This window comes from Desulfosediminicola ganghwensis (assembly GCF_005116675.2).
Classification (GTDB): Bacteria; Desulfobacterota; Desulfobulbia; order Desulfobulbales; family Desulfocapsaceae; genus Desulfopila; species Desulfopila ganghwensis.
Window position 1 is genome coordinate 175,871 of sequence record NZ_CP050699.1, and the last position, 25,344, is coordinate 201,214.

Below are 25,344 nucleotides of genomic sequence, written 5' to 3' on the forward strand. Positions count from 1 at the left end.
ACTTTGGTCTGACCAGAAACCTGGTTTTATTCCTCCAATGCAAGATAAACTAATCATGTTCAAGTTACCAACAAAAATAGCAGACATACCGCAACTGCGAAATGTAAAATAAACTTGACAACAGGCCCATAGTAAAATAAGTTGTGGTCAGACCAGCCAACAATGTGACCACAAGCTTTCAATTAAAACAACAAATTGCTTGGGCCAGACGCTGGACATTACTTCATTCTGGCTTCCGTTCCGGAACCTCCCGTCATGGAGGAGAGTCTGCCCTCCCCCCATGACACCCCAATTCGCAGCAAGAGGTGTCTGAATGTTGATGACCGCGACATTTCAGACGTACAAGCCTCTGCTCCTGTTCCTTGGTCAAAGCAGCGTTTTAAAGCCTGAACTCCTCCTTAGACTGCTTTGACCTTGGAACAGTCTTCTTATTCTATCCGCCTCAACCTGAATTGCGGCCCAGTTTTCCAGCCTTTCCGCTATCGTGAACCTGCCCTTATATTTCTAAAAATTTGAGGATATGCATACATCAGCGGCAGGCTCTCCCTGAAATATCAGAAGAGCCTTCAAAGGTGAACGTGTAACGGGTTACATCTCAACCAATAACTGGTAGATCACTAAAAAGCTGGCAACGCCGAACCTGAGTAGTGCCAGATGTTAAATTATCAGTCACTTCACAATTGGAACCTCTCCCTGAAAATTTTCTTTTCGAGAAACCCCAGGGCCCTGCAATCTTCAGAAGCCCTCTGCATCATCGGCATCGGCCCACAGATATAAACCGCTGCTGAGCTGCGCACATTTTCAAGCCCGGTGATGCTCCCTGTTCTGCGGATTGACCATAACCTTGCCAGTTTCCTTGAGCCCACCATTGCAAGAACACAGCCTGCGATCACATAGACCGTCAAGCGCGGCAACCCATCGAGATAGGATTCAGAGACATTGAGAAGGTGGACGATAATTCCCGTGAAAGCCAAGTAGCCGAGTGGCTTATGGAACCTGAGCCAGAGCTTATCGCGAATGTCGTATCTTTGCCTGAATATTGAGGTGCCAACAAGAACGAGAAGTACAATCAGCATTATGCCCCCAACAAGTGCAGGCCAATGTTGCCACCTGAACGGCAGATTTCCCCAGCCGGTTGAGAAGATAATCAATGCGGCATGAGTCAGCCCGAAATTCAGGATCAGCATGCCATTCAACCGGTGCAATATCAAAAGATTCTGCAACCCAAAAACCCGATCAAGGCTAGATATTCTCGCCACCAGCACATCCAGCAGTCTCCTGAAAAGAGTAAGGCCCCGGAAATCAACTCATGGTGAATTGTTTAATTTCCAGGGCCTTTAGTCTAAGGTTGAACAGTTTTTTTTGCGCTGAGAGCGGATTATCGTCTGATTCTCTGAAGATAATCGGCAACCGTCAGCATACCTAGCCGGAGCTGGGTCAGGCTGAATTTTTCATTGGCCGCATGGGCACCGTCATCAGGCAAACCAAACCCCATCAGAATGATAGGTGCCTGCAACACAGAATCAAATAGAGCGGCAATTGGGATTGAGCCACCTTCACGCATCAGTACCGGCCTGTTCTGGTAGGTTTCTGCCAGGGAATCGGTGGCAGCCTTAAAAAATGGATTTTCCGCTTTTACAGAAACACCTCTGCCAGAATGCATGTTGACCGCAGTCGCCTCATGACCTGCCGGCAGATTTTTCTGCACAGCTTTTTCGAACCAGCCGAAAACTTCATAGGGATCAAGTTCTGCCGGCAGACGCATGCTCACCTTTGCCAAAGCCCGCGCCGGTATCACCGTTTTAGCTCCTTCGCCGGTAAAGCCGCCGCGAATACCATGCACCTCAAGAGTCGGCCGTACCCCAAGACGCTCCAGCGGTGGATAATCCTCTTCACCGACCAGTGCATCAACTCCCATCTCATCTTTGAGGGACTCTGCAATGTTTAAAGGATCAGCATCCCAAAAGGCTTTCTCCTCCGCTGCCGGTCGGCCCAGGGCCTCATGCAGTTCCGGGATATTGATCACACCATCCTCACCTTTCAACCTGCTTATCAGCACACAGAGTGCATGAATCGGGTTTGGCGCCACGCCGCCGTAACTGCCCGAGTGCAGATCAGTTCTGGCGCCTGACACCGCAATCTCGGTATAGAGGATACCACGCAACCCCTGAACGAGAGACGGCTGGGTCTCACTCACCATATGCGTATCGCAGATAAGTACTGCGTCCGCTTTTAACAGTTCCGGGTTTCTTTCGACAAAACGTTCAATTCCGGCACCACCAGACTCCTCCTCCCCTTCCAGCAGGATTTTAACATTGACGGGCAACTTTCCCTCTGTTTTCAACCAGGCCTCCAGGGCACCGATCACCACCATGATCTGCCCTTTATCATCGCTCGTCCCCCTGCCGTAAATATTACCGTCACGCACCTGGGGTTCGAAGGGAGGTGTGTCCCAATCCGAGACCGGGTCCACCGGCTGGACATCGTAGTGACCATAGATCAGTACGGTCGGTTGCTGCTCGTCCACCATCCATTCGGTATAAATCAAGGGATGACCGTTGGTGGGAATAGTCCGCACTTCGGAAAAACCCAAAAATACAAGTTTATTGCGTACCCATTCAGACGCTGCGTACACATCTTCGTCATGTTCACCCAGAGCGCTGATACTCGGAATAGCAAGCCATTCACTCAACTCCCTGATAAATTTTTCCTGATTCTTCTCAATATATGCAACTCTGGTTTCAGCCATGATTCATAGCTCCTTTCCTGAGAACGTGGATTAAAATGTTTGCTGTATGCCCAACATACCAGCACCTGTCCCCCAATAATATATGAGGTTTTTAGCAGCAGCAATATTTATCGGCCAAGCCGGATTCCCCCTCGAGCCAAAACCCACACCATGCCGAGCCGTGGGATGCATAACACGTATCTTTTTTGGGCCACTTCAATATAATTCGAGCAACTTTATAACTTTTGTGTAAAATTATTTATTGATCACCAGTGCACTACGCTCTGCTGTAGCCTTTCGCATGTGCCGCCCCTGGCACATCACCAATACCCTTCCCGGTACCTGCCCTCATGGCGAGCCACCCTATCGGTGCAGCTTTCAGGTACAACGTGATCGTGCATCACTATTTTCCCCCTTATTATACCCAGGCAACGAGCAGACCAGGCAACCGGTAATCATTTCAAACTAATACTTTCTTTTCAAAAGAGAATTCAACAACGGAGTCGAAGATGCTCAAGGTAGGTTTTATTGGATGGCGCGGAATGGTTGGATCCGTTCTTATGGATCGGATGCGTGCAGAGAACGATTTTCAGGGATATGAGCCGGTATTTTTTACCACCTCACAAGCCGGTCAAGCTGGTCCTGATGTCGGTTTTGGCGCAAAACCCCTCGAAGATGCCATGAATATTGACCGCCTGGCGGAAATGGACATCATCCTTTCCTGCCAGGGTGGTGGCTACACGACGGCTGTTTACGAAAAACTGCGCCAGCAATGGGATGGGTACTGGATCGATGCCGCCTCCACCCTGCGTATGGCTGATGATGCAATCATCGTGCTGGATCCGGTCAACCGTTCGGTTATTGACCAGGGGCTGAAGAGCGGTGTTAAAAATTATATTGGCGGTAACTGCACCGTATCCTTAATGATGATGGCTCTCGGAGGACTCTTTGAAGAAGATCTGGTGGAATGGATTTCTTCCATGACCTACCAGGCCGCAAGCGGTGCCGGGGCCAAGAACATGCGGGAGCTTATCACCCAGATGGGTCAGCTGGAAGACGAGGTTAGCGACCTGCTCGCCGACCCGGCTTCCGCCATTCTCGATATCGATTCAAAGCTTACCGCCAAACTGAACGACCCGAGCCTTTCCACTGACAACTGGGGTGTTCCCCTGGCGGCCAGCCTCATTCCCTGGATCGACAGAGCAATGGAAAACGGTCAAACCCGTGAAGAGTGGAAAGGTATTGCCGAGACTAACAAGATTCTCGGGTATACCGGTGATTCCGTAATTCCCGTTGACGGTCAGTGCGTACGTATCGGCGCCATGCGTTGTCACTCCCAGGCGTTCACCATTAAGCTCAGGAAAAACCTGCCCATTGAAGAGATTGAGAAAATCATCGGCAACCATAATGAATGGGTCAAGGTGATTCCGAACGAGCGTGAGATCACAACTCAGGAGCTGACTCCGCAAAAAACCTCCGGCACCCTGACAGTGCCTGTGGGCCGTATCCGCAAGATGAACCTCGGTGAAGAGTACCTTACCGCCTTCTCCGTGGGCGATCAGTTGCTCTGGGGAGCAGCGGAACCGCTCAGACGAGTGCTGAACATCATTCTGCCGAGTCTCACGAAATAGACATCTCTCAGACAGGCGTTGCATCGGTTTGGCAGCTATGGCCTTTCACCGTTGCAACGCCTCATTCAGCACTGCTTACTCTGCACATCCGTGAACTATTGGTTACACTAGACACATGACAGAAACAATTGAACAACCCTCAGGGGATATGCTGCTCAGGACACTCGCCATGCCTGCCGATACCAACCCCAGCGGAGATATCTTCGGCGGCTGGATCATGTCGCAGATGGATATGGCTGGAGGAATCCTTGCCAAACAGGTGGCCCAGGGAAGAGTGGTAACCGTGGCCGTGGAGTCTATCCATTTCATCAAGCCGGTTTACGTTGGTGATGTGGTCTGCTGCTACGGCAAGATCATCCAGGTCGGCAACACCTCTATCACCATTGACCTGGAAGTATGGGTTCGCAGGGTTTCCGGGGCTGAAGGCGGCAGAGATAACCACTACAAGGTGACCAGGGCAGCCTTTACGTATGTGTCTGTCGACGAAAAAGGCAACAAACGGCCGATCAAGGATTCAATATGCCCCATCTCCTGAGTTAACTCCTGAGACCGGCGCTCGCTCTTCAGCAACAGATCTTTCTGCCGACTCTCATTGCTGTTTTCCCATAAATTGGTCTGGCCTTTAGTTTTCAGTCGCAAGCAGTCGTGATTGGTACGGATGCTCTTTTCAGGCAGTACGGCATTTTGCAAAAATGCTCCATTGTACCGCCTTTGCCGGGACAGCCCGGATCATACCGATGAGCCACACCGATTACATTGTGCGCAGGATTACCCACCGGCATTTCAACTGATTCATTTCCCATGATTTCTATTGAACAGATGTGGTATCATGGGCCTCTAACGTGTACGGCAGTGGAATATCAGGCGCGGGACAATACGTCTCATACCGTGTACCCAGCATTTTCCTGCCCCAACTTTCTCCCCTTCCCTACAGCTTTTTACTCACATTTACAACCCAATGCGAATTTCACAACTTCACCACCCGCGACTAAAGGTAGAAAACTTCACCACCTCCCCCGGTGAGATCTGGTGCGGCTACGGCACCGGACGCTCAGGCATCAACGAATTTCTCGCACTTTTAGAAGGAGAACTCGTTGGAGATTTTTCTGACTCTATTACGTTTGACCAACCACCAGCCATCATCTCATTCGGTATCCAACAGGAGATTTTCGAAGAAGAGATACGAAATGATAACAGTGATTTCATGGACAAGCCCGATATCGGCACTCCGGCCAGCGACTTTCTGCCTGAAGATTCACTGTCCGACCCACTGATTGACCTTTTCGATCTTCGAGCATCACTTGCCAAGGGCTATCGCCAGCTCAGTTCCGGCCAAAGTAGAAAACTGCTTATCCTGCAGGCAATTCTGGAGGGTGCACAAAATATCATCCTCGACTCTCCCTATGACGGTCTTGATCCTGTCGCCTGTGAAGATCTTGATCGTGTCTTCAGGGAATTACCGAAAGAGCAACTGAGGCTACTGGTGCTGGTTCGAAATTTTGAAGACATTCCAGACTGGTGTGACCACCTTGCCCTCTTCGCCGACAGCATGCTGGTACGTCAGGGCAGTCGAGACTCGCTCCTTGGCGAAGCCCAAACCCTGCACAGCCAAAGCAAGGCTCTCTTTGAGAATGTCTTTTACAATGGTGCCGAAAGTACCGAACAGGGCCTGGATCTGGAACAACACCAACTGGTTACGCTCAAAGATGGTTTTGCCAAGTATGGCGACTACCCTGTCTTCTCCAGCCTCCAGCTGACTATCAACAGGGGAGACCACACCCTGATCACCGGGCCAAACGGCTGCGGCAAGTCCACACTTTTGCAGATCATCACCGGTGATAATTCCAAGTGCTATGCCAATGAACTGTATATGTTCGGCAAAAGAAGAGGTCGTGGTGAATCAATCTGGGAAGTAAAAAAGCACATGGGCATCGTCTCCCCAGATATCCACCGCAATTACCGGGTACCCGGCAGCGCTCTCCACGTTGTGCTTTCCGGTCTCTTTGACTCCATCGGCCTCTACTCCAAGGTAAGCGCGGCACAGGAAAAAGAGGCGCTATCATGGCTGGCCGCCATCAACATGGCCGACGAGGCCAATAGACCATTCCGCAAACTCTCCTATGGGGAACAGCGACTGGTGCTCATAGCCCGTGGGCTGATAAAACGACCGCCCCTGTTGATCCTCGATGAGCCGACCCAGGGACTGGACAGCCCTTCACGCAGGTCGTTACTCGATTTTCTCGAATCAATCAGTTCGGGTAAACTGACTACCATTCTCTATGTCAGCCATCGACAGGACGAGTACCGGGGATTCTTCAAACACCACCTGCGGCTTGGTTCATCGTGATTCATCCCCGCAGCAGCTCTGCCGGCCCGGCACCTCGTCAACCAGTGACGTACCTTGTCGGGCCATATTCCCGGCCACATTATTGCCTCACACTTTCAAAAAGTTATCTTACAAACGCTATAATAGCCACCGGTCATCAGGAATCTGGCAAACACTTCCCTTTCAGCACCACAGCCATCTGTACCGGTTGAAATTCATTGTGGCTGCATCTGTTACTTTCCCTCGCTGCCGGATATAGTTTTCGCATCATTTGGACTGATTCAACTGTTTCCAACTTTCTACACGACATGTACCATTCCCATGTCGTGCGTTATATATTTTCACGCTGTTCATTTTAGAGGAAGCCTATGAAGAATTTTTTGTTTTACACCGCGACGGTTCTTATCTGGGGCTCAACCTGGATCGGCATAAAGTTTCAGCTCGGTGTTGTTGAGCCGATGGTCTCAGTTGGCTACCGTTTTGCCCTGGCAGCGCTGCTGCTCATGCTCTGGTGCCACTTCAGGAGACTGCCCATGCGTTTCACGTCAACCCAGCATCTCTTTATCGCCATGCAGGGGACCTTCCTTTTCGCAGTGAACTACCTGCTGTTTTATATTGCTGAGCTCTACGTTGCCAGCGGCCTGGCGGCTGTCATTTTTTCCACCATTCTCTTAATGAACATGGTGAACGGAGCCATCTTCCTCCGCTCGCCCATAGACATGAAGGTTGTTTGCGGCGGTATTCTCGGCCTGGCCGGCATCGTTTTGGTATTCCGCCCTGAAATCGCTACATTCACTATAGACAATCACGGATTGCGGGGAGTCCTCTTTTGTATCGCAGCCACCTATCTCGCCTCTCTCGGCAATATTCTCTCTGCCCGCAACCAGAAGAACGCCTTACCCGTTGTCCAGACCAATGCTTACGGTATGGGATATGGCGCATTGCTCATGCTCGGATTTGCACTTATTGCAGGTAAAAATATGCAAATCGACACCAGTTTTGCTTATTTGGGATCACTTGCCTATCTTGCTGTATTCGGCTCAATCATTGCTTTTGGTTGTTATCTCACGTTAATTGGTAATATTGGTGCCGACCGGGCCGCCTATTCCACTCTGCTCTTCCCGATCGTGGCACTGGTAATCTCGACCATCTGGGAAAATTATCAGTGGAGCTCTTCCTCCATCTGTGGAGTAACCCTCATTCTCTCGGGAAACCTGTTGATGCTCCAACGTAAAAAAATGGCTAAAACGACTGATACCACGAACCTTACAACCAGAAATGAAACGGTTCACAAAGAGGGCATCAGCTGCAAAAGAGAGCCATTACGCAATCCTGCAAAATAAAACAATATCGTGAGTACCATGAAAACTGTTGGCTTACTGGGTGGCATGAGTTGGCAATCGACCTCTCTGTACTATAAGATGATCAATGAATTGGTACGCAACCAACTTGGCGGGCTGCATTCTGCCAAAATCTGTATGGTCAGCGTTGATTTCCATGAGATAGAACAGCTCCAGTTCGCTGGAGAATGGCAAAAAGCAGGTGAGTTGCTTGCCGAACAGGCCAGGAAGGTTGAATCAGGTGGAGCGGATTTCCTGCTGCTCTGCACCAACACCATGCACAAGGTTGCCGGTGCAATTGAAGGGGCTATAACCATCCCCATGCTGCACCTTGCAGACGCCACCGCTTCAGCAATCAAACAAGATGGTAAAAGAAAAGTCGGCCTGCTCGGTACCCGATTCACCATGGAACAGGAATTTTACAAAGGTCGGCTCAAGCAACAGGGACTCGAAGTCATTATCCCTGATGACCGGGGGATGCAGCGTGTCCATGACATCATATTTGATGAGCTGTGCAAAGGGGTGGTGCGCAACAGTTCGCGCCAGAGCTATCTGGAGATTATGGATTCAATGATTAAGCAGGGGGCCGAGGGTATTATTCTTGGTTGTACTGAAATCTGCATGCTCGTGAACCAGACGCATGCCCAGGTGCCACTGTTCAATACTACGGAAATTCATGCAGCCGAAGCCGTGAAACTTGCCTTGACGTAATCCCGGTCAGCCACAAACCAAACATGACTGAATATATTCATATATTACAAGATATTATGCTGACACTCCCCGTGTGACGATTTATTGTCTCTCATCTATGTTTGTGCTCCATGCACTGACAAACTCATCATAAGGAGAACGACGATGCATACTTTTCGTTTCAGAAATAACGACACCATCCCGGCTCTTGGCCTGGGAACCTGGAAATCAGCTACCGGAAAAGTATACGAGGCGGTTAAAACAGCTCTTGATATTGGCTACAAACATATTGATTGTGCGCCAATTTATGGCAATGAAACAGAAATAGGCCAAGCCTTCGGTGAGAGTTTTTCTTCTGGGATTCTCAAACGAGAGGAAATATTTATAACCTCAAAACTCTGGTGCAATGCCCATGCGCCGGAGATGGTGCAACCTGCCCTTGAAAAAACCCTCGCCGATCTCCAACTTGAATATCTTGACCTTTTCCTAATCCACTGGCCGGTACATTTTGTGCCGGAAGTTGTTTTCCCAAGCTCAACCGACCAGTTTATCCCCTATAAGGAATTACCTATCGCTCAGACCTGGGAGGCAATGGAGGATCTTGTCGCCCAGGGGCTGGTTCGCCATATCGGGGTGAGTAATTTCAGCATCAAAAAGCTCCAGGAACTTAGTGAAAATTCACAAATAGCTCCTGAAATGAATCAAATTGAGATGCACCCGTATTTACAGCAACCGAAGATGATCGAGTTCTGTAACACAAACGATATCCTGCTCACCGCCTACTCTCCCCTCGGGTCTCCCGATCGACCTGCCGACTTAAAAGCTGCCGATGAACCGCTGTTGCTTGAAGAGCCGGTTGTCCAAAAGATTGCTGAAGCTCATAATGTGAGCACTGCACAAGTACTGATCAACTGGGCCGTCAATCGCGGTACTGTGGTGATCCCCAAATCTGTGACACCCTCCCGTATCCAGCAGAATCTCGAAGCTGCAGATCTGAATCTGAGCGAAGAGGAGTACAGGGAAATCGACACAATCGATCGCCACCGACGCTATGTGACTGGAGAATTCTGGGCACCGGAAGGAAGCCCCTATACCATTGCCAATATCTGGGATGAGTAACTGCACGTGGGACGTGGGACGTGGGACGTGGGACGTGGGACGTGGGACGTGGGACGTGGGAAAGCGTAACCTTCCCGGAACTCAAAGCAATAAAAAAATCCCGATACCATTCCGGTACCGGGATTTTTCCATATCATTTCTTCAGCCCTTAGTCCCTCCGCCTACCTCAGTCAATTCAGGTGGCGTCAGGTTCGAAGTTTTCATCAATACGCTATAGTTGTTCTATGCGTATTGATGAAACACTGAAGAAGATAGCGTCAGATGGATTGACACCACCCTCGAAGATCCACAATACTTACACCTGCCAACCAGCGGAGTGCGTGGCCTTCCCACTTCTGTCGATCACAAAGCACTCGGTATCAGGCTGTGAGTTGATGAACTTCACGCCATCCACCGGCTCCATAACAAAGACAGAGGTACTGAGGGCATCGGCGTCCATAACGGTGGAAGCCATTACGGTAACGCTAGTGGACAATTGTGGCGAATGGCCGGTCTTGGAATCGACGATGTGGTGGAAAACCTTCTCCCTGTCGTAGAACACCTCATAATTACCGGAAGTGGCAATGGCTCCGTCTTTCATGGTGATTACATCAGGATATTGCTTCGACTTTTTCGGGTCCTGAATTGCCACAGTCCAGGCCCGGCCCTTGGCAGCAGTACCGCTGGTGCGGATATCACCACCTGCATTGATCAGGTGATTGGTGATGCCATGCTTGGCGAGAACCTCTGAAGCCCGGTCAACAATGAATCCTTTGGCAATACCATCGAGGGTAATACCCATATCGCTGTGGGAAAAGAGGATATCGCCGCCCTGTACCTTGATCTTGTCGGTACCTATGGTCGCCAGCAGCTCATTCACCTCACGCTCTACCGGCTCCTTGCCGGCAGCGAACGACTCGTTATACAGGTCGATCAGCGGCTTGACGGTGATATCAAAAGCACCGGCAGTCTCACGGTTGTAATACATTGAGCGCGCCACCAGTTCCTGCATCTCTTTCGGTGGAGCAACGATTCTGCCAACCCCGTTCAGTTCGCTGACCGGGGAGCTGGACTCGAAACGGGTCAGCATGGAGTTGAGACGGTCTATCTCTTCAAAAGCACGACCGATTGCATTCTCCGCCTCATCGCGGGATGGGTGGATGGCAGTCATTGCCACATAGGTCCCCATGGACAACCTGGTAGCGGTTACCTTGTACTCTTTTTTGTTGAAAAGAAATGCCTCAGCCTTTTCCGCCGGCAACAAGGCCACAGAGGCCGCGCCAAGCCCAAGCAAACCGGACAGCTTCAAGAACGATCTTCTCTTCTGATCAACAACATTTTCGGCAGTTTTCATATCAGTATCCAATCCTTTCATATTATCCGGCCATTTTCAGGCCATCTGCGACGTCTCTGGTTATAACCTGACGACCGTCATACATTCTGAAAATATCACGAGGGCACTTGGCAACACAAGCCTCTTCACAACTGGGCCCATAGTCGATACATGCTTTATGGTCGATCTTGATCTTATTGTCTTCATAGCTGACGGCATCCGCCGGGCACGCTTTGACACAGAGCTTACACCCGATGCAGCCCACTTCGCAAACGGATTTTACCAATTTGCCAAGATCTTTGGTTGAACAAGGTACCCAGACACGGGCCTTCAGGGTTTGCAGCTCGATGATACTTTTCGGGCATATCTTGACGCAAGCCCCACAGCTTACGCACTTATCCGGGTTGATAACCGGAAAGTTCTCTACCATTTCAATGGCATCGAACGGGCAAACCGCTTTGCACTCACCAAGACCGATACAGGCATACTGGCACTTGGAAGGCCCGCCGAAGCCGAGGTTGGCAGCCGTGCAGGAGGCAAAGCCGATATACTCATGTTTGTGGCTGACGCGACCTTCGACGCGGGAGCAACGCACCACCGCCATCTGGTCTTCCACGGCAGCCATTTTTTTACCGGTGAGTTCGGCAACCCTGTTGGCAACAGCCTCTTTACCAGGGAAACAAAGATTGGGAGGTACGTCGGGGTCGTTAACCACTGCGATGGCATATCCCTCGCAACCCGGATAACCGCAACCACCGCATTGAGCCATGGGCAGGGACTCCGTCACCTCTTCGATGAGCGGGTTGACCTCAACCGCAAATTTATGGGCCGCAATGGCCAGGCCTATCCCGAAAAACAGACCGATACAGCCAAGCAGAACCACTCCACCTAACGCTATTTTTATTAATGCCGGATCCATATCACTACTCTCATATTCATCCGTTAATAGTTAACATCCTCTGTCCTAGAACAGCTGCAGACCTGAGAATCCCAGAAAAGCCATGGCAAACTGACCGGCAACGATAAAGGCCATGGGCAGCCCCTTGAAAGTTGGCGGAATGTTTGCGAGCTCCAACCGTTCACTGACAGAACTCATGAGATACAGAGCCAGCAGGAAGCCGCCACCGGCACCCAGCGACAGCATCAGGGTCTCAAAGTAGTTGTAATTGTTGTCAGCCAGGATGAGTGGCACCGCAATTACAATACAGTTGGCAATAACCAGGACCAGATAGACACCGAATGAGTTAAACAGTACCGGGTTCACCTTTCTGAGAATGGTATCCACGGCCTGTACCGTCAGTGAAGTGAGGCCGATGAAGATAACGATCTGCAGAAAGCCGAGATTATACGGCACCAGCACAAACTGATAAAGGAACCATGCCATGGAAGCCGAGATCACCATAACGATGGTGAACACCACACCCATGCCTTTAGCGGTAGCCTTACGTTTTGCCGTTCCGAAAAACACACAGAGACCAAGGTACTTGGTAAAAACAAAGTTCTGGATCAACAACGCCGAAATCATGATCGAGAACAGATAGCCAAGATAAGACTTGGATACCGTGAAGTCGATTATGGCGTCACCCTTCAGGTTTCGTGCCTCGACCACGTGGGTTTCGGTGGTGTTCAGTGGATCTGCAAATTTCAGGGATACTGACTTGCCGTTTGCTGCCACATCCGCCGCAACAAGCTGCAACCTGATATCGGGGTCCGGCTCTTCGTATACCACATAGTTATTTATGTCACCAGCACCGGCATCTGCTGCACCGGCAAAGGTGACGATGATTTCGTTGTCATCACCAAACTTCTTGCCGCTCACAAAATCTGCAGCCTGCAACCAGGCAGGCAGAAGGAGCGCCACCAGGGTAAAGCAGAGTATTTTACTCAGGTGTTTCTTTATCATGAGGTTACTCCTTTCTTACGCTTGTAGACCACTTCCACCCAATTGAAGAAAGCCATCATGAGCCCGACCACAAAGAAACCGGCACTTGGCAGGATGAAAAACAAGAGCGGTTTGAAGCCGAGAACGTCATAGCCGAGAATCATGCCGGAACCAAACAGTTCACGGAAAGCACCGATGACGACCATACCAACCATAAAACCAAGCCCCATACCGACCGCATCCCAGAACGAGTCGCTCACCTTTTCTTTACAGGCAAACATCTCAAGACGCATGGTGATGATGGCAAAGGCCACGATCAGTTTTACAAAAATTCCCATCTTGGCGTAGGCGTCTGGCATATACGCCGCCAGCACCAGGTCAATTACGGTAACCCAGGTGGCGATGGTCAGTGTGTAGGTAGGAATACGAATACGGGGATGAATTACATCCTTAAAAAGCGATATCGTCACACTGGAGAACACCTGTACGAAAAATACGGCAATACCCAGCATGATACCGTTCATGACGTTGGTGGAGATACCCACAGCAGGACACATGGACAAGGCCAGCTTGAATATCGGGTTCTCACTCAGGATACCGCGACCGAGCAATTGTGAAATAGACTTATCGTTTGCCACGTTACTACCTCTGCTAAAGTTTAGAAGGAAACAGCAATCTGCTGTTCTTTCAGTACGGAGTCGAGGGTATCGATGCGGTATGCAAACTTCTTGGTTATACCTTTCAGACCATCGGTTACCGCTTTGGTAGAGATGGTCGCACCCGTGAGCGCATAAATATCCTGTTCCCTGTACTTCTCCATCATTGCCATCTGCGCAGACTCGTCTACCTTGCCTTCCAGGGCTTTCTGATACTCGCCCGGCAGTGGCTCTTTAACAACTTCCAACCCCTTCAATATCTCAAAGGTCTTACCATCGAACTGGTTCTTGAAGTAATCCTGTTCGATCTCTGCACCAAGACCGGGATCTTCCTCATGCTCCAGGACCTCGAAACCCAGCATGCTGTACTTTGGATCAAGGGCCATCATCACGTGGATAAAGGTCTTGAAGCCCGGGAATTTGCCACCAAGCAGATAGGCAGCCCGCTGACCGTCGTCGGTCACCACAATCGCCTGCTCGGCAAAGACAATCTCCTTGCCGCCGCCAATTGCCGCCAATATTGCTGTCTCCCGGTCTTTTGCAGAGATCGCTTTCTCTTCCGCAAGCTCTACCGGTTGCTGAAAGGCCAGTTTGCCATCAAGATCCAGCACCACGAAAACAAAGGGTGCGGCAGCGTCATGAGACGCCGGCAACAGGTAACCGATGTATTGCTGACCAGCCTCTTTCACCACATAACGATACAGTTCATGCATGACGAGCGATTCAGGCGGTGGAGTCTCGTGACTATAACCGAGTAAGGAGAATCGAACCGTTTCTTCACGAACGTGCTCATTATGGGTCTTGGCCTTGTTGGTAATGATAAAAGTCGAACCCATCACCACCGCTGCCAACAGACAGGAGACCGTCAGTCGGAATGTAATGTTCATTATCTGGTTCATTTGTCACCTCCCGCAGGGCCGGCAAAACGCTTGGGTTTGCAGAAGTTGTCGATAACACTGGCAAGCGGGTTCATCAGCAGGATGGCGTAACAGATACCTTCCGGATACCCGCCTTTCAGCCTGATCAACACAGTCAAGGCGCCGATACCGACGCCGTAGACAAGCTGGCCGGTCTTGGTGGTTGGTGAGGTGACGTAGTCGGTGGCCATATAGATTGAGCCGAGAATCGCGCCACCGGAGAGTATAGCCAGCAGTGGATCGCCACCGAAATAGCTCTCACCGCCAAAGATCCAGGTAAGGGTCGCGATTGTTCCCAGCACAGCCACCGGGGTATGCCAGGTGATGTAGTTTTTATAGATCAGGTAGGCCCCGCCCAACACCAGCAGAAAACCTGAAGTCTCGCCAATACAGCCAGGGCGCCAGCCCAAAAAGAACGAGGTGTACAGGGATGCGCCGGAACCAAACATCTCGGTAAAGGCGACCATACCCTGCTCTTTCATGACGGCAAGCGGGGTGGCGGTGGAGACCGCATCCACACCTGCACCGAAATAACTGAATATCGCCAATCCCTCGACCGGTGGCAGCCAGGCGGAGGTCATCGCCACCGGGAAGGTCGCCAGCAGAAAGGCACGCCCCATGAGCGCCGGGTTGAAAATGTTAAAACCGATCCCACCGAAAAGATGCTTGGCAATATAGATCGCCATTACCGCGCCGAGCACCGGCAGCAGGTAGGACACACCAGGCGGGATAAGGAAGGCGAGCAGCACACCGGTGAGCACCGCGCTTCCGTCTGTTATGGTTACTGGACGTCCCAGGGATTTCTGACTTACATATTCCACCGCTACACAGCTGACAACAGATACGGCGGTGATGATCAGGACCTGGAATCCGAAAATAAAGACCGACAGGAACAGGGGCGGCATAAGGCAGGCCACCACGGTCCACATAATTTTGGCAACCGTCTCATTACTTTTCACGTGGGGGGATACCGAAACTATCCACTCCCTGTGCGCTGGTAATGACTGGTTTTCTGGCACTTGCATGTCTTTAAAGATTCTCCTTGAACTGGTTATTATCTCTCGATGCAGACCACTCAATAACTTTTTTTGACTGCACTTTTATTATTTTTTGGTGTCAGTAAAGCTCGCTACGACACGTTCGGCCGGTTGCTTTTGCACCGGCTATCTTTTGGCCTTCATTTTCGCCAGTCGAACAAACTGCACGAGTGGTCTCTTGGCCGGGCAGACATAGGCACAGCTGCCACATTCAAAACAGTCGAACACTCCGAACCTGGCGGTATCCTCAGCGCGGTTGGCTTCTACATGGATCCCAACTTCTTTCGGCTCCAATCCCATGGGGCAGGCATCAATACACCAGCCGCAACGAATACACGCAGAATGGGGATTGGTATCCACTTCATCTTCTGTGAGAAACAGGACTGAAGAGGTAGTCTTGGTGATTGGGATACTGAGGTCTGACACCGCAAAACCCATCATTGGACCGCCCATGATAATCTTGGTCAGCTCAGGTTTTACGCCGCCGAGGTAGTCAACGATATCGCTCACCTTGGTGCCCACCTTGACCAAAAGGTTGGCCGGCTTATTGATACCCTTGCCGGCAATGGTGACCACCTTCTCATAGAGCGGTTTGCTGCAGGCTACCGCGTCGTAAATCGCCGCTGCGGTAGACACATTGTGTACCACCACACCCACAGCCGAAGGCAGTGACTGGGAAGGGACTTTTCTACCGGTTAAGGCCTGGATCAATTGTTTTTCCGAACCTTGCGGATATTTCACCTCAAGCCCCTGCACCTGAATCGTACAATCGGCGCTGGAGACAGCCTCCGCAGCCCTGGTCATGGTCTCGATTGCATCGGGTTTATTCGACTCGATACCGATCTGACACTTGGTAACACCAAGGATCTTCATGATTATGCGGGCACCTTCCACCACCTCCGAAGCGTGCTCCAGCATCTGGCGATGATCCGCGGTGATATACGGCTCACACTCGGCACCGTTTAACAGCAACTGGTCAATCTGGGCATCCCGGGGCGGACTTAACTTGACATGGGTCGGGAAACCCGCGCCGCCAATACCGATAATGCCTGCCTCATGCACCTTCTTTTTAAGCTCATCTGCAGCCAGCTGCTGCCAGTCACCTGCCTGATAGTCGGCACGCGCTGCCTCGTGATCAACTTTGATAGTCACGGAAGGCGCTGAGACACGCATGGGATGCGCCGAAGTGCCAATGGCCTTGATCGTTCCCGCCACCGGTGAGTGGAGTGGTACTCCCAAGCCCTTTTTCACCTCACCAATAAGGCCTCCCTCGACCACTTCCTCACGCCGCGTAACCGTCGGCTCGCACGGGGCACCAATGTGCTGACCGAGAATAATCTCCAGCTCATCGGGGACCGGCATTCGCTCAATAGGAAGAGCGGCAGTCTGCCCTTTTGCTTCCGGCGGATGGACTCCGCCTTGTAAAAACGTCAGTAATGATTTCATATTATCCACTTACTGAAAGCTAAAATCTGCAGTGCGGGCTTTCGTGTTCCGCACCAGGTTCATCACCCGTATCTGAAGTTCGATCAGACTACGCCACCAAACTGTTTCATAAACTGCACACGTTCAAAGGGTGCCGGGTTCTCCGCCTTGCCATAACTCAATCTGCCACGGAATTCTGCAATGGAGTTGAAATTTTTCTCCTCCATCCACTGTTCCAGACCAGCCAGAATCTCGCCGATTTGTCCAGTCCCGTTCTTGTACAGGGTCGATACTACCTGAACTGCCGCAGCACCAGCCAACAACTGTTTAATCACACCTTCTGCGTCGTGAACTCCAGTAGATGCTGCGAAATCCTTCTCTATATTTGCTGAAAGTAAGCCAATCCACCTGAGCGACTCACAAATATCGGCTGGTGTACTGAAGACGTCTGCCTTGCTTACTTTCAAAGATTGAATATCGATGTCCGGGCGATAGTATCGGTTGAACAGAACGAATCCAGCCACCCTGTTCTCCGTCGACCAGGCCAGACGACTGACAAGGTTGGCAAGCCCGGCAGAATAATTGCTCATCTTCAGGGCAATGGGAATATCGACAGTCTCACTCACCTTCTTTAAAATAGAGAAGTAGAGCTTCTCGTTCTGCTCACCACTTTTTTTCGGATCACTCGGCAGTTGGGCGATATTCAACTCAAGACCATCCGCGCCTGCCTTTTCCACACGCTTGGCAAAGTCTGTCCACTCGCTGTCGGAAACACAGTTAATACTTGCGATAACGGGGATGTCTACCGCTTCCTTGGCATCCGCGACAAGAGCCAGATACTCATCGACGCTGCCCGCCCTGGTATATTCACGGATATATTCAAACGCATCAGGATAATCTGTGTGATAATCGCCCAAATTAGCTGCCAGTTCAGCCTCAATCTGTTCTTCAAACAAGGACTTCAGAACAACGCCCCCGGCACCTGCTTCAGCCAGTTCCTTTACCTTATCGACCGACCCGGTGAGTCCGCAACTCCCGGCCAGAACCGGATTCTTCAGGTCCAATCCAAGGTATTTTGTGGAAAGATCTTTCATTTTCTTCTCTCATCTCAGAAGTTCAATGTATGATTACGGTCGAGGAGTAAACGGAAAACCCCGCCCTTCTCCACCGCATTACCTGCCCAGCCTGTCTTTTAATCTCGACCAGCCTGGAAACTACATGCTTTCTGTATCTTTACCGATAAAAACATCAATCTATCACTGGCCCGGAAACCCTTGCTCAAGCCCGACTTCATTCATGCCTGAAACAAAACAAGGGATTATCCTCAAAAAAGGACAATCCCTTGTCAAACCTAACAACACCTATTGTATGATCCGGATCCCAGCTCTGCCACGCCCGTGCTAACGCTCCCCGGGCATTGCCGGTCGTCCCCACTCCCTGGCAATTGCCAGCAAGCCGAACTACCTGTTTTTTTTGAGTTGATCAAGACTATCATTTTCTTTTTTCACTCACAATAAAGCTGTATAGTCCACTTAATATGTATTATTCTTGTCGTCTCATCTTTTTCAAGACCAGCTTTTTCACCCATTTCTCACTCGTATATCGCTGACTAACGGTTTTTTCTGCCAAGGTCAAGGCATGAAGATGACCGGTTGACCTGCCGAAACTGCACAAATCAAGACAACTACATGGCAATCATCTGGTAACACAGAAAAAAAATTAAATCGCAATTGCCGCAAAAATATTTGCTAATTCTTAAAATATTGCTTACGGGTTGCATAGTCCGCACACATTCAAGCCGAAAAGCAGTCTATCGCTTGCTGATGACTATACCCGCAATTCATATTTTTACCAATAATAACAAGGGATTTTTCACGAAATGCCGGGCCACTACTCGGTAGAGGCCCGATTGTGCCGCCTGTGCATCAAGTGCTTATTATGTCGAATTTTAAAAGAATAATGGACGCCAACCCCATCTTAATGGTGTTGGGCGGTGCCTTTCTCATCAGCTTTTCCGCTGTCTGGGTTCAGCTTGCCAATGTGCCTGCTGCCACTTCTGCATTTTACCGCGTTTTTTTTGGTTTTTTATTTCTGGTGCCAATTGCCTTTTTCGCCGGAGAACTGAAACGAATACCACCCCGTCTGCTGTCGCTGGCCGTCCCCTGCGCCATCGCTTTTGCCCTCGACCTCTACTTCTGGCATGCCAGCATCGGGTATATTGGCCCGGGACTTGCCACGGTCATCGGTAATTTTCAGGTCTTTTTTATGGCGGCCTGCGGTTTCCTGTTTTTCGGTGAGTTGCTTCGAATCAGGTATATGGTTGCGCTGCCCCTGGCATTTTTCGGCCTTTTCCTGGTAATCGGTTTCGACTGGTCTAACCTGCCCCAGAGTTACAAAACAGGGGTAATCTATGGTTTTCTTACAGCGTTCTGCTATACCATCTATTTGCTGATACTCAGAAAGATTCAAGCCGACAAGGAGGTACAAAGCCGCTACAGCCCGCTGATGCTGGTATCGTTTTTCACTTCCTGCTGCCTCGCCCTCTGGCTCCTTGGTTCAGGTACCAGCTTTGCCATCCCCACCGTAGCCGACGGCATATACCTGCTCACTCTCGGACTGTTCAGTCAGACCATTGGCTGGGTTATGATCGCTAACAGCCTGCCGAAAATACGGCCTTCATATACCGGTCTTATCCTACTGCTGCAGCCTGCGCTCTCCTTTGTCTGGGATGTACTGTTTTTTTCACGACCTACCGCTCCAATTCACTGGATAGGTATTATCATTACTCTGACAGCCATTTATATGGGATTAACCGGCCGCAAGACCGGGCAGTAACAGGATCATTGCAAATATCGGTGAAAAATGTAATCTTCTCTTATACGCCGTGAAATGTAACGCTGTCTTATAACAGCCTAATCACTACCAAGAAGCTGATATGAATATGAAGATTCTGAAGTATACGGATGCACCATCCCATGAGATTGACAACGAAGTTGCCAAGGGGGTAACCGGCCGGGTACTTATCGGTAAGGACGACGAGGCCCACAACTTCTGCATGCGGATATTTACCTTGAAACCAGGTGGTTTTACTCCGCGTCATAGCCACGAGTGGGAGCATGAAATTTTTGTTCACTCCGGAACCGGCAGGGTTTTCAAGGATGGAGAGTGGCAGACTGTCACCGGCGGTACTGCTGTATTCATTCCGGGCAACGAGGAACACCAGTTTATGAACGGCGGAGCTGAGAATTTCACTTTTATCTGCCTGATTCCCTCAGGAGTTGACGAGATCTGATTGAGATGAGCTGTATTGCTATGGTGGTATTGCATACTGCAGGTATATCGTAATACAGCTTTGAGACCTCAACCTCTCAGGGCAACTGCCGAAAAACCGGTTGATGCTGCACGAATCACCATGGCTAAAACGCCCTTACCAGATAGCTCAATAATCGAGCGGTACTCCGAGCTACCCGTATCCGCAGTCATCTCCAAACTCTCAGCTGCCCTGCAGGAGGCGCACTGTGTGCTCAGTGCGCCCACCGGTTCAGGCAAGACCACACTTGTGCCGATCGCACTTCTCACCCTTGCGCTCATTCCCGATCATAAAAAAATCATAATGCTCGAACCCCGGCGCATAGCCGCCCGTGCCGCTGCTGTGCGGATGTGTACTATGGTAGGGGCCCCGGTTGGTACCATTATCGGCTACCGCACCAGATTTGACTCAAACATTTCCGCCGAAACCAGAATCGAGGTTGTCACAGAAGGAATCCTGATCCGGAAAATCCAGGACGACCCTGAACTGGCCGACACCCAACTGGTCATTTTCGATGAGTTCCATGAACGGAACCTTCAGAGCGATCTTGGCCTGGCCCTTTGCCTTGATCTCTGTGAGCTACGGGAAGATCTGCGGCTGCTGGTGATGTCCGCCACACTTGAGGCACCACCAATCTGCACCTTGCTTGGCGGTGGTGTACATATCGAGGCATCCGGCAGGAGCTATCCTGTAGATATACACCACCCTCCCGTAACTCATCGGGCAACCAATCAATTCACTCATCAAAATCCCCGACCTGGCTCAAAATCAGCAATAGTCGATCTGGCACTCACCGGTATCGCGAGAGCCATTCAGGAACAAGCCGGGGACATCCTTGTTTTTCTGCCCGGTGCAGGCGAAATACACCTTTGCCGTGAACTCCTTGCCGAAAAGTACAGTTCACTGCTCGCAGATACTGAATTGCTGCCACTCTACGGAAACCTATCCCACCAGGAGCAAGACCGGATTTTTCAGCCCAAAGCTGCCAGACGACGTGTCATACTCTCAACCCCCATAGCCGAAACCAGTCTTACCATCGACGGTATTCGCTGTGTAGTCGATACCGGCTACTATCGTCGGCCCGTTCACGACCAGAGCAGCGGCCTGTCACGCCTCACCACCGCCCGAATATCAAAAGCATCTGCGGATCAACGTGCCGGCCGCGCAGGCAGAACCGCACCGGGTATCTGCTACCGACTCTGGGATAAGCACATCGACCACGGGTTGCTTACCAGCACCCCGCCCGAGATAATCAACAGCGAACTCAGCGCCCTGGTGCTGCAACTCGCACTTTGGGGTGTCCGCGATTATTCAGATCTGAAGTGGATTGACCCACCTCGCCGCTCATCCTGGGATAAGGCGTTAGTGTTGCTCAGACAACTCAATTGCCTGACCGATACCGGAGATATCACCGCCCTGGGCCGAAAGGTCACCCCGCTGCCAGTGCATCCCCGGCTAGGGGTATTGCTTATTAAGGGAAATAGAGAGGGGGCCTGCTGGACAAGCTGTCTACTTGCGGCGCTGCTCTCAGACAAGGACATTTTCCGAAGCCGGACTGTCACTGCAGATATTCTGCCACGCCTGGAAGCTCTCTGGTCATTGGCCGATGCAGGTTCGGGCAGAAAGGTTCATCCCGCAACAGATGTGCGATTCTGCAAGGCTGTCATCAAACAGGCACGCCAATTATTGAAAATAGTAGGCGGTACTATTGAGTCAAAACCTCAGTTGAACGATGCTGGGTCGTTACTCGCCTATGCCTATCCCGACAGAGTCGCCTCCCTGAGATCCGGCTCACGCTCATCATACCTTCTTGCCAATGGCAGAGGCGCAATGCTGGCGGCTGATGACAGTCTCGCTGGAACACCTCTTCTCGTTGCAGCCCAGGTCGGTGATACCGACCATAGTCCACACAGCGGACAGAGCAGGATCTACATGGCCGCGCCGATCACCCGATCGGGCCTTGAATATTTCCATGCTCATCTGCTCCAGGAGAATGAGGACGTCAGCTGGGATCAGCAAAATAGACGAGTAAAGAGCGCTATCGAACTCAGGCTTGGCCAGCTTGTACTTGCGAGCAAAAAATACACCAGCCACGACAGCGACAAAACAGCACAGGCTTTTATGGACGGGGTTGGCCAAAATGGCCTGGCAACTCTTCCCTGGACACGGGAATCCCGCGATCTTCAGGCACGACTCTGTTCACTTCATCACTGGTTGCCCGATACGTGGCCTGATCTTTCTGACGAGCATCTCGCCAACGATCTTGACTGGCTTGTACCCTACTGCTCAGGGATGCGAAATCTCGGCCAGCTGAAATCGCTGGATATGAAAGCAATCCTGCTCTCCATGTTCGACTGGAACCAGGCTCAGCAGATCGATGGCTTGGCCCCGAGCCATATCCAGGTTCCAAGCGGCTCGAAAATCCGGCTCAACTATACCCCCGGCGAAGCACCAGTTCTTGCCGTACGATTGCAGGAACTGTTCGGACTTTATGAAACACCCCAGGTGTGCCGCAACAGCGTATCGGTTCTCATCCACCTGCTCTCACCCGCCCAGCGCCCGATCCAGGTCACACAGGATTTGAAGTCTTTCTGGCTCAACACCTACCCCGAAGTGAGAAAGGAGATGGCAGGCAGGTATCCCAAGCATTACTGGCCGCAGGATCCGTTTGAGGCCCAGGCGACCAGAAAAACGAAGAAACAGATGGATAGGAAATGATTCAGACCACCACAGGGAAATACGGAATTCCTCGGTGCGCTTTCTAGTTTGATGACCTTACCTGTCCGATTAGCGGGTTAATGACGGGCGCACCGATTCCATAGATAACCACCATCCCTGTGCCGCCGCCCATGGTAGCGGTCCTCCTGTCAGGATTGTCGTCTACCAATGCGGGTATGACATCCCAATTGTTCGCCATCCAAACGTTACCTGCATCATCGAGCATCGTATCGGTTGATTCTTGCAGTACTCCGGAGCGGTAATAGTGGATTATTTCACCTGTTTTCTTACCATCAGGGCAGAGTTTTTCATTGGTACCACACATGTGGATAAAGCCAGTGCCCAAAAAATTACCGATGAAAACCGTATCATCGCCTGCAATACTAACCCCCCAGGGTGCATAAATTTCACCTTCCAACACTTGCTTTTGGAGGACTGCACCATCGGGGGATATCAGCGTCACGTTGCCTGTCTTGGTTATACCCTGCTGTTCATTTTTAAGAACTTTCTCGATATTGATTTTGAACTCTTCTATGATACTTGCTTTTTCAGGTACTTTTGCGAGCGGGTATCCCATCGAAAAATTATTTCCAACCCAAACATGACCGGACGAATCAATGGCAACTCCACGCGGCGCCATGCCACCTAGCTGGATTTGCTGCGCCTGATCTGGCTGACCAGCGAGGAAACGCGTTACCGTGATAGACCCATTGTTTGTTACCCAAACGACATTTCGATTGTCGACGGCAACAGCAAAAGGTCTTTTCAAACCTGGCACGTTGACAACCTCACCCTTGGTGTGATCACCCTTTGGAAACCGGATCAGTTGGTTCAGTTGGTTGTCGCAGACCCACACATCCCCATTAGGTGCCGTTGCCAGGCCCTGAAGCGCCCCATTCTCGCCATCGACATGCGCAGGGCCAAGTACCTTACCATCAAGGTCAAAAACACCGACCGTGCCATTAAAGCTACTAACCCACACTTTATCGGCCGAAACCGTTGTGCCCCAGCCAATACCATCGAGGCCCTGCCCATTATAGCCTACAAGAGGAGGCGATAGGGCCTCGCCACCTGGTGCCAGCCTGACAACGCCCCCACCAATCGCCTTTGAGAGCCCGGACTGGGAGCCCGGCATCCAGTTCTGCCCGCTCCATAGCTGCCCACGATTATCAAACATCAGCCGCCCTGGAGAATAGGTCCCACCTCCAGACAAACGCACCATGAGTGCGAAGTCATCCGGAACATAACTGAGATAGGGTAAGAAGTTGGTAGAGCGGCGCTCCTCACCATCGGGGTACGGGAATGCCGTAGTGAATAGGGCGAATAATTCTTTGGTGTTGAGGTAAGGCCTCACGGCAATGTTACGCAATGCCGTGAGCGTACTCTTGCCAGCAGTTATATCTATAAATTTTTCGCAGTTCGAGGGATCATTTCTGGCGCCGCACAATGACATAAGTGCTGCAAGGGTATTCATTCGAGCGACGGTTTCGGAAAACGTCAGGTTACTTCCATTCAGGACAGTAGCGCCGAAGGTGCCAGTAGATACGTCAACCAGGTTTTGCACATGCTGCGACCCGATTAAAAGGCCATTGGCAGAACCTGTTATGTTCTGATCCTCGGCAAACAGGCCAGCAAGAGGCCATACAGAGCCAATAGTTGAAAGTTCATTTATGGTAACGGCACCCTGCTGATCCGCACGAAGCACGGCTAATCCTGCATAATTGGGCACATCAACGCCATCAATTTCTCCGCCCTTTGAAATAAGATAGTAAAATCCTGAGACAGGAGCAGGCACAGTATCAAACTGTATTTGCCCCGCCTTCGTCGTGCTGCCCTGCCCAAGCATTTTAGGCTTCGTTTCAGGCTGTGCTTGCCAAAGCGTTACTTCAGCATTGGATACGGGTATGCCTGCTGAAAGTACCGTTATTGAAAACTTTTGGTCCGATGACCACGCCGCCGATGTTGTGAGTGATAATGCCAGCAAACAAATGAACCAGTAAATAAATGTATTTTTCATTTTTGCACCTACTACGAATGATTGAGATTGCTGTTCGTTGCACCTTAGACTCAAATTTGAAACCAAAACGCTAGTGCTCGACGAAAATGATAAACACGCAAAGCGTGACTGGCTCTCTTTCGAAAAAAAACTTCAACTATCCGTTAATGCGGGGTCTCCCCCTAGTGGTGATTTTTGTGTCCAGGCCACCCGAAAGAGAGACGGTCCCAACATTTCGGACCACCCCTTAAGTTTAC

General features: G+C 50.8%; 20 protein-coding genes. 9 read left to right on the plus strand and 11 right to left on the minus strand.

Annotation, left to right across the window (positions count from 1 at the left end; all coding sequences use genetic code 11):
• Positions 1-674: 674 nt before the first annotated feature.
• Both FCL45_RS00785 and FCL45_RS00790 read right to left on the minus strand, forming a co-directional pair.
• Positions 675-1,259 carry a ferric reductase-like transmembrane domain-containing protein gene (locus FCL45_RS00785; RefSeq protein WP_136795404.1) on the minus strand — a complete coding sequence of 195 codons (585 nt, stop codon included), beginning with the start codon at positions 1,257-1,259 and terminating at the stop codon, positions 675-677.
• Positions 1,260-1,378: 119 nt separating this feature from the next.
• The gene (locus tag FCL45_RS00790; protein ID WP_136795405.1) at positions 1,379-2,749 is read right to left on the minus strand and encodes a dipeptidase; all 1,371 of its coding nucleotides are present in this window, start codon (positions 2,747-2,749) and stop codon (positions 1,379-1,381) included.
• A gap of 488 nt (positions 2,750-3,237) precedes the next feature.
• Here FCL45_RS00790 and asd point away from each other — a divergent pair, with 488 nt between their 5' ends.
• From asd to FCL45_RS00820, 6 genes are all read left to right on the plus strand, one after another.
• The gene (asd, locus tag FCL45_RS00795) at positions 3,238-4,359 is read left to right on the plus strand and encodes an aspartate-semialdehyde dehydrogenase (protein WP_136795406.1); all 1,122 of its coding nucleotides are present in this window, start codon (positions 3,238-3,240) and stop codon (positions 4,357-4,359) included.
• A 115-nt stretch (positions 4,360-4,474) separates the two neighbouring features.
• Complete coding sequence (gene yciA / locus FCL45_RS00800) at positions 4,475-4,894, plus strand: acyl-CoA thioester hydrolase YciA (RefSeq protein WP_136795407.1); 420 nt, start codon at positions 4,475-4,477, stop codon at positions 4,892-4,894.
• 423 nt (positions 4,895-5,317) lie between these two features.
• The gene (locus FCL45_RS00805) at positions 5,318-6,706 is read left to right on the plus strand and encodes an ATP-binding cassette domain-containing protein (protein WP_136795408.1); all 1,389 of its coding nucleotides are present in this window, start codon (positions 5,318-5,320) and stop codon (positions 6,704-6,706) included.
• Between the two features lie 347 nt (positions 6,707-7,053).
• Entirely contained in the window at positions 7,054-8,028 is a 975-nt protein-coding gene (locus FCL45_RS00810; RefSeq protein WP_136795409.1) for a DMT family transporter, read from the plus strand.
• Between the two features lie 18 nt (positions 8,029-8,046).
• Entirely contained in the window at positions 8,047-8,736 is a 690-nt protein-coding gene (locus FCL45_RS00815; protein ID WP_136795410.1) for an aspartate/glutamate racemase family protein, read from the plus strand.
• Positions 8,737-8,880: 144 nt separating this feature from the next.
• On the plus strand, positions 8,881-9,834 hold the full coding sequence (locus tag FCL45_RS00820; RefSeq protein ID WP_136795411.1) for an aldo/keto reductase: 954 nt from the start codon (positions 8,881-8,883) through the stop codon (positions 9,832-9,834).
• Between the two features lie 295 nt (positions 9,835-10,129).
• Here FCL45_RS00820 and FCL45_RS00825 read toward each other — a convergent pair whose 3' ends face one another.
• From FCL45_RS00825 to FCL45_RS00860, 8 genes are all read right to left on the minus strand, one after another.
• Complete coding sequence (locus tag FCL45_RS00825) at positions 10,130-11,167, minus strand: FAD:protein FMN transferase (RefSeq protein ID WP_136795412.1); 1,038 nt, start codon at positions 11,165-11,167, stop codon at positions 10,130-10,132.
• Positions 11,168-11,189: 22 nt separating this feature from the next.
• Positions 11,190-12,065, minus strand: a complete 876-nt coding sequence (gene rnfB / locus FCL45_RS00830) for an RnfABCDGE type electron transport complex subunit B (protein WP_136795413.1) — start codon at positions 12,063-12,065, stop codon at positions 11,190-11,192.
• Positions 12,066-12,110: 45 nt separating this feature from the next.
• On the minus strand, positions 12,111-13,049 hold the full coding sequence (locus FCL45_RS00835; RefSeq protein WP_136795414.1) for an electron transport complex protein RnfA: 939 nt from the start codon (positions 13,047-13,049) through the stop codon (positions 12,111-12,113).
• Positions 13,046-13,666 (minus strand): electron transport complex subunit RsxE, encoded by a 621-nt coding sequence (gene rsxE, locus FCL45_RS00840; protein ID WP_136795415.1) that lies wholly within the window; start codon positions 13,664-13,666, stop codon positions 13,046-13,048. Before rsxE ends, FCL45_RS00835 begins: the two co-directional genes overlap by 4 nt.
• 20 nt (positions 13,667-13,686) lie before the next feature.
• Complete coding sequence (locus tag FCL45_RS00845) at positions 13,687-14,583, minus strand: FMN-binding protein (RefSeq protein WP_136795416.1); 897 nt, start codon at positions 14,581-14,583, stop codon at positions 13,687-13,689.
• Positions 14,580-15,626, minus strand: a complete 1,047-nt coding sequence (locus FCL45_RS00850; RefSeq protein ID WP_136795417.1) for an RnfABCDGE type electron transport complex subunit D — start codon at positions 15,624-15,626, stop codon at positions 14,580-14,582. Before FCL45_RS00850 ends, FCL45_RS00845 begins: the two co-directional genes overlap by 4 nt.
• Positions 15,627-15,764: 138 nt before the next feature.
• Entirely contained in the window at positions 15,765-17,084 is a 1,320-nt protein-coding gene (gene rsxC / locus FCL45_RS00855; RefSeq protein WP_136795418.1) for an electron transport complex subunit RsxC, read from the minus strand.
• Positions 17,085-17,167: 83 nt separating this feature from the next.
• On the minus strand, positions 17,168-18,157 hold the full coding sequence (locus FCL45_RS00860; protein WP_136795419.1) for a dihydroorotate dehydrogenase-like protein: 990 nt from the start codon (positions 18,155-18,157) through the stop codon (positions 17,168-17,170).
• An 844-nt stretch (positions 18,158-19,001) separates the two neighbouring features.
• On the opposite strand from FCL45_RS00860, the gene FCL45_RS00865 reads away from it, so the two are divergent.
• From FCL45_RS00865 to hrpB, 3 genes are all read left to right on the plus strand, one after another.
• Complete coding sequence (locus tag FCL45_RS00865; RefSeq protein ID WP_228721420.1) at positions 19,002-19,898, plus strand: DMT family transporter; 897 nt, start codon at positions 19,002-19,004, stop codon at positions 19,896-19,898.
• A 100-nt stretch (positions 19,899-19,998) separates the two neighbouring features.
• Positions 19,999-20,355 (plus strand): cupin domain-containing protein, encoded by a 357-nt coding sequence (locus FCL45_RS00870; RefSeq protein ID WP_228721421.1) that lies wholly within the window; start codon positions 19,999-20,001, stop codon positions 20,353-20,355.
• A gap of 120 nt (positions 20,356-20,475) precedes the next feature.
• Positions 20,476-23,091, plus strand: a complete 2,616-nt coding sequence (hrpB, locus tag FCL45_RS00875) for an ATP-dependent helicase HrpB (RefSeq protein ID WP_136795420.1) — start codon at positions 20,476-20,478, stop codon at positions 23,089-23,091.
• 43 nt (positions 23,092-23,134) lie between these two features.
• Here the strand turns inward: hrpB and FCL45_RS00880 are convergent, their stop codons facing one another.
• On the minus strand, positions 23,135-25,108 hold the full coding sequence (locus FCL45_RS00880) for a hypothetical protein (protein ID WP_136795421.1): 1,974 nt from the start codon (positions 25,106-25,108) through the stop codon (positions 23,135-23,137).
• Between the last annotated feature and the right edge of the window lie 236 nt (positions 25,109-25,344).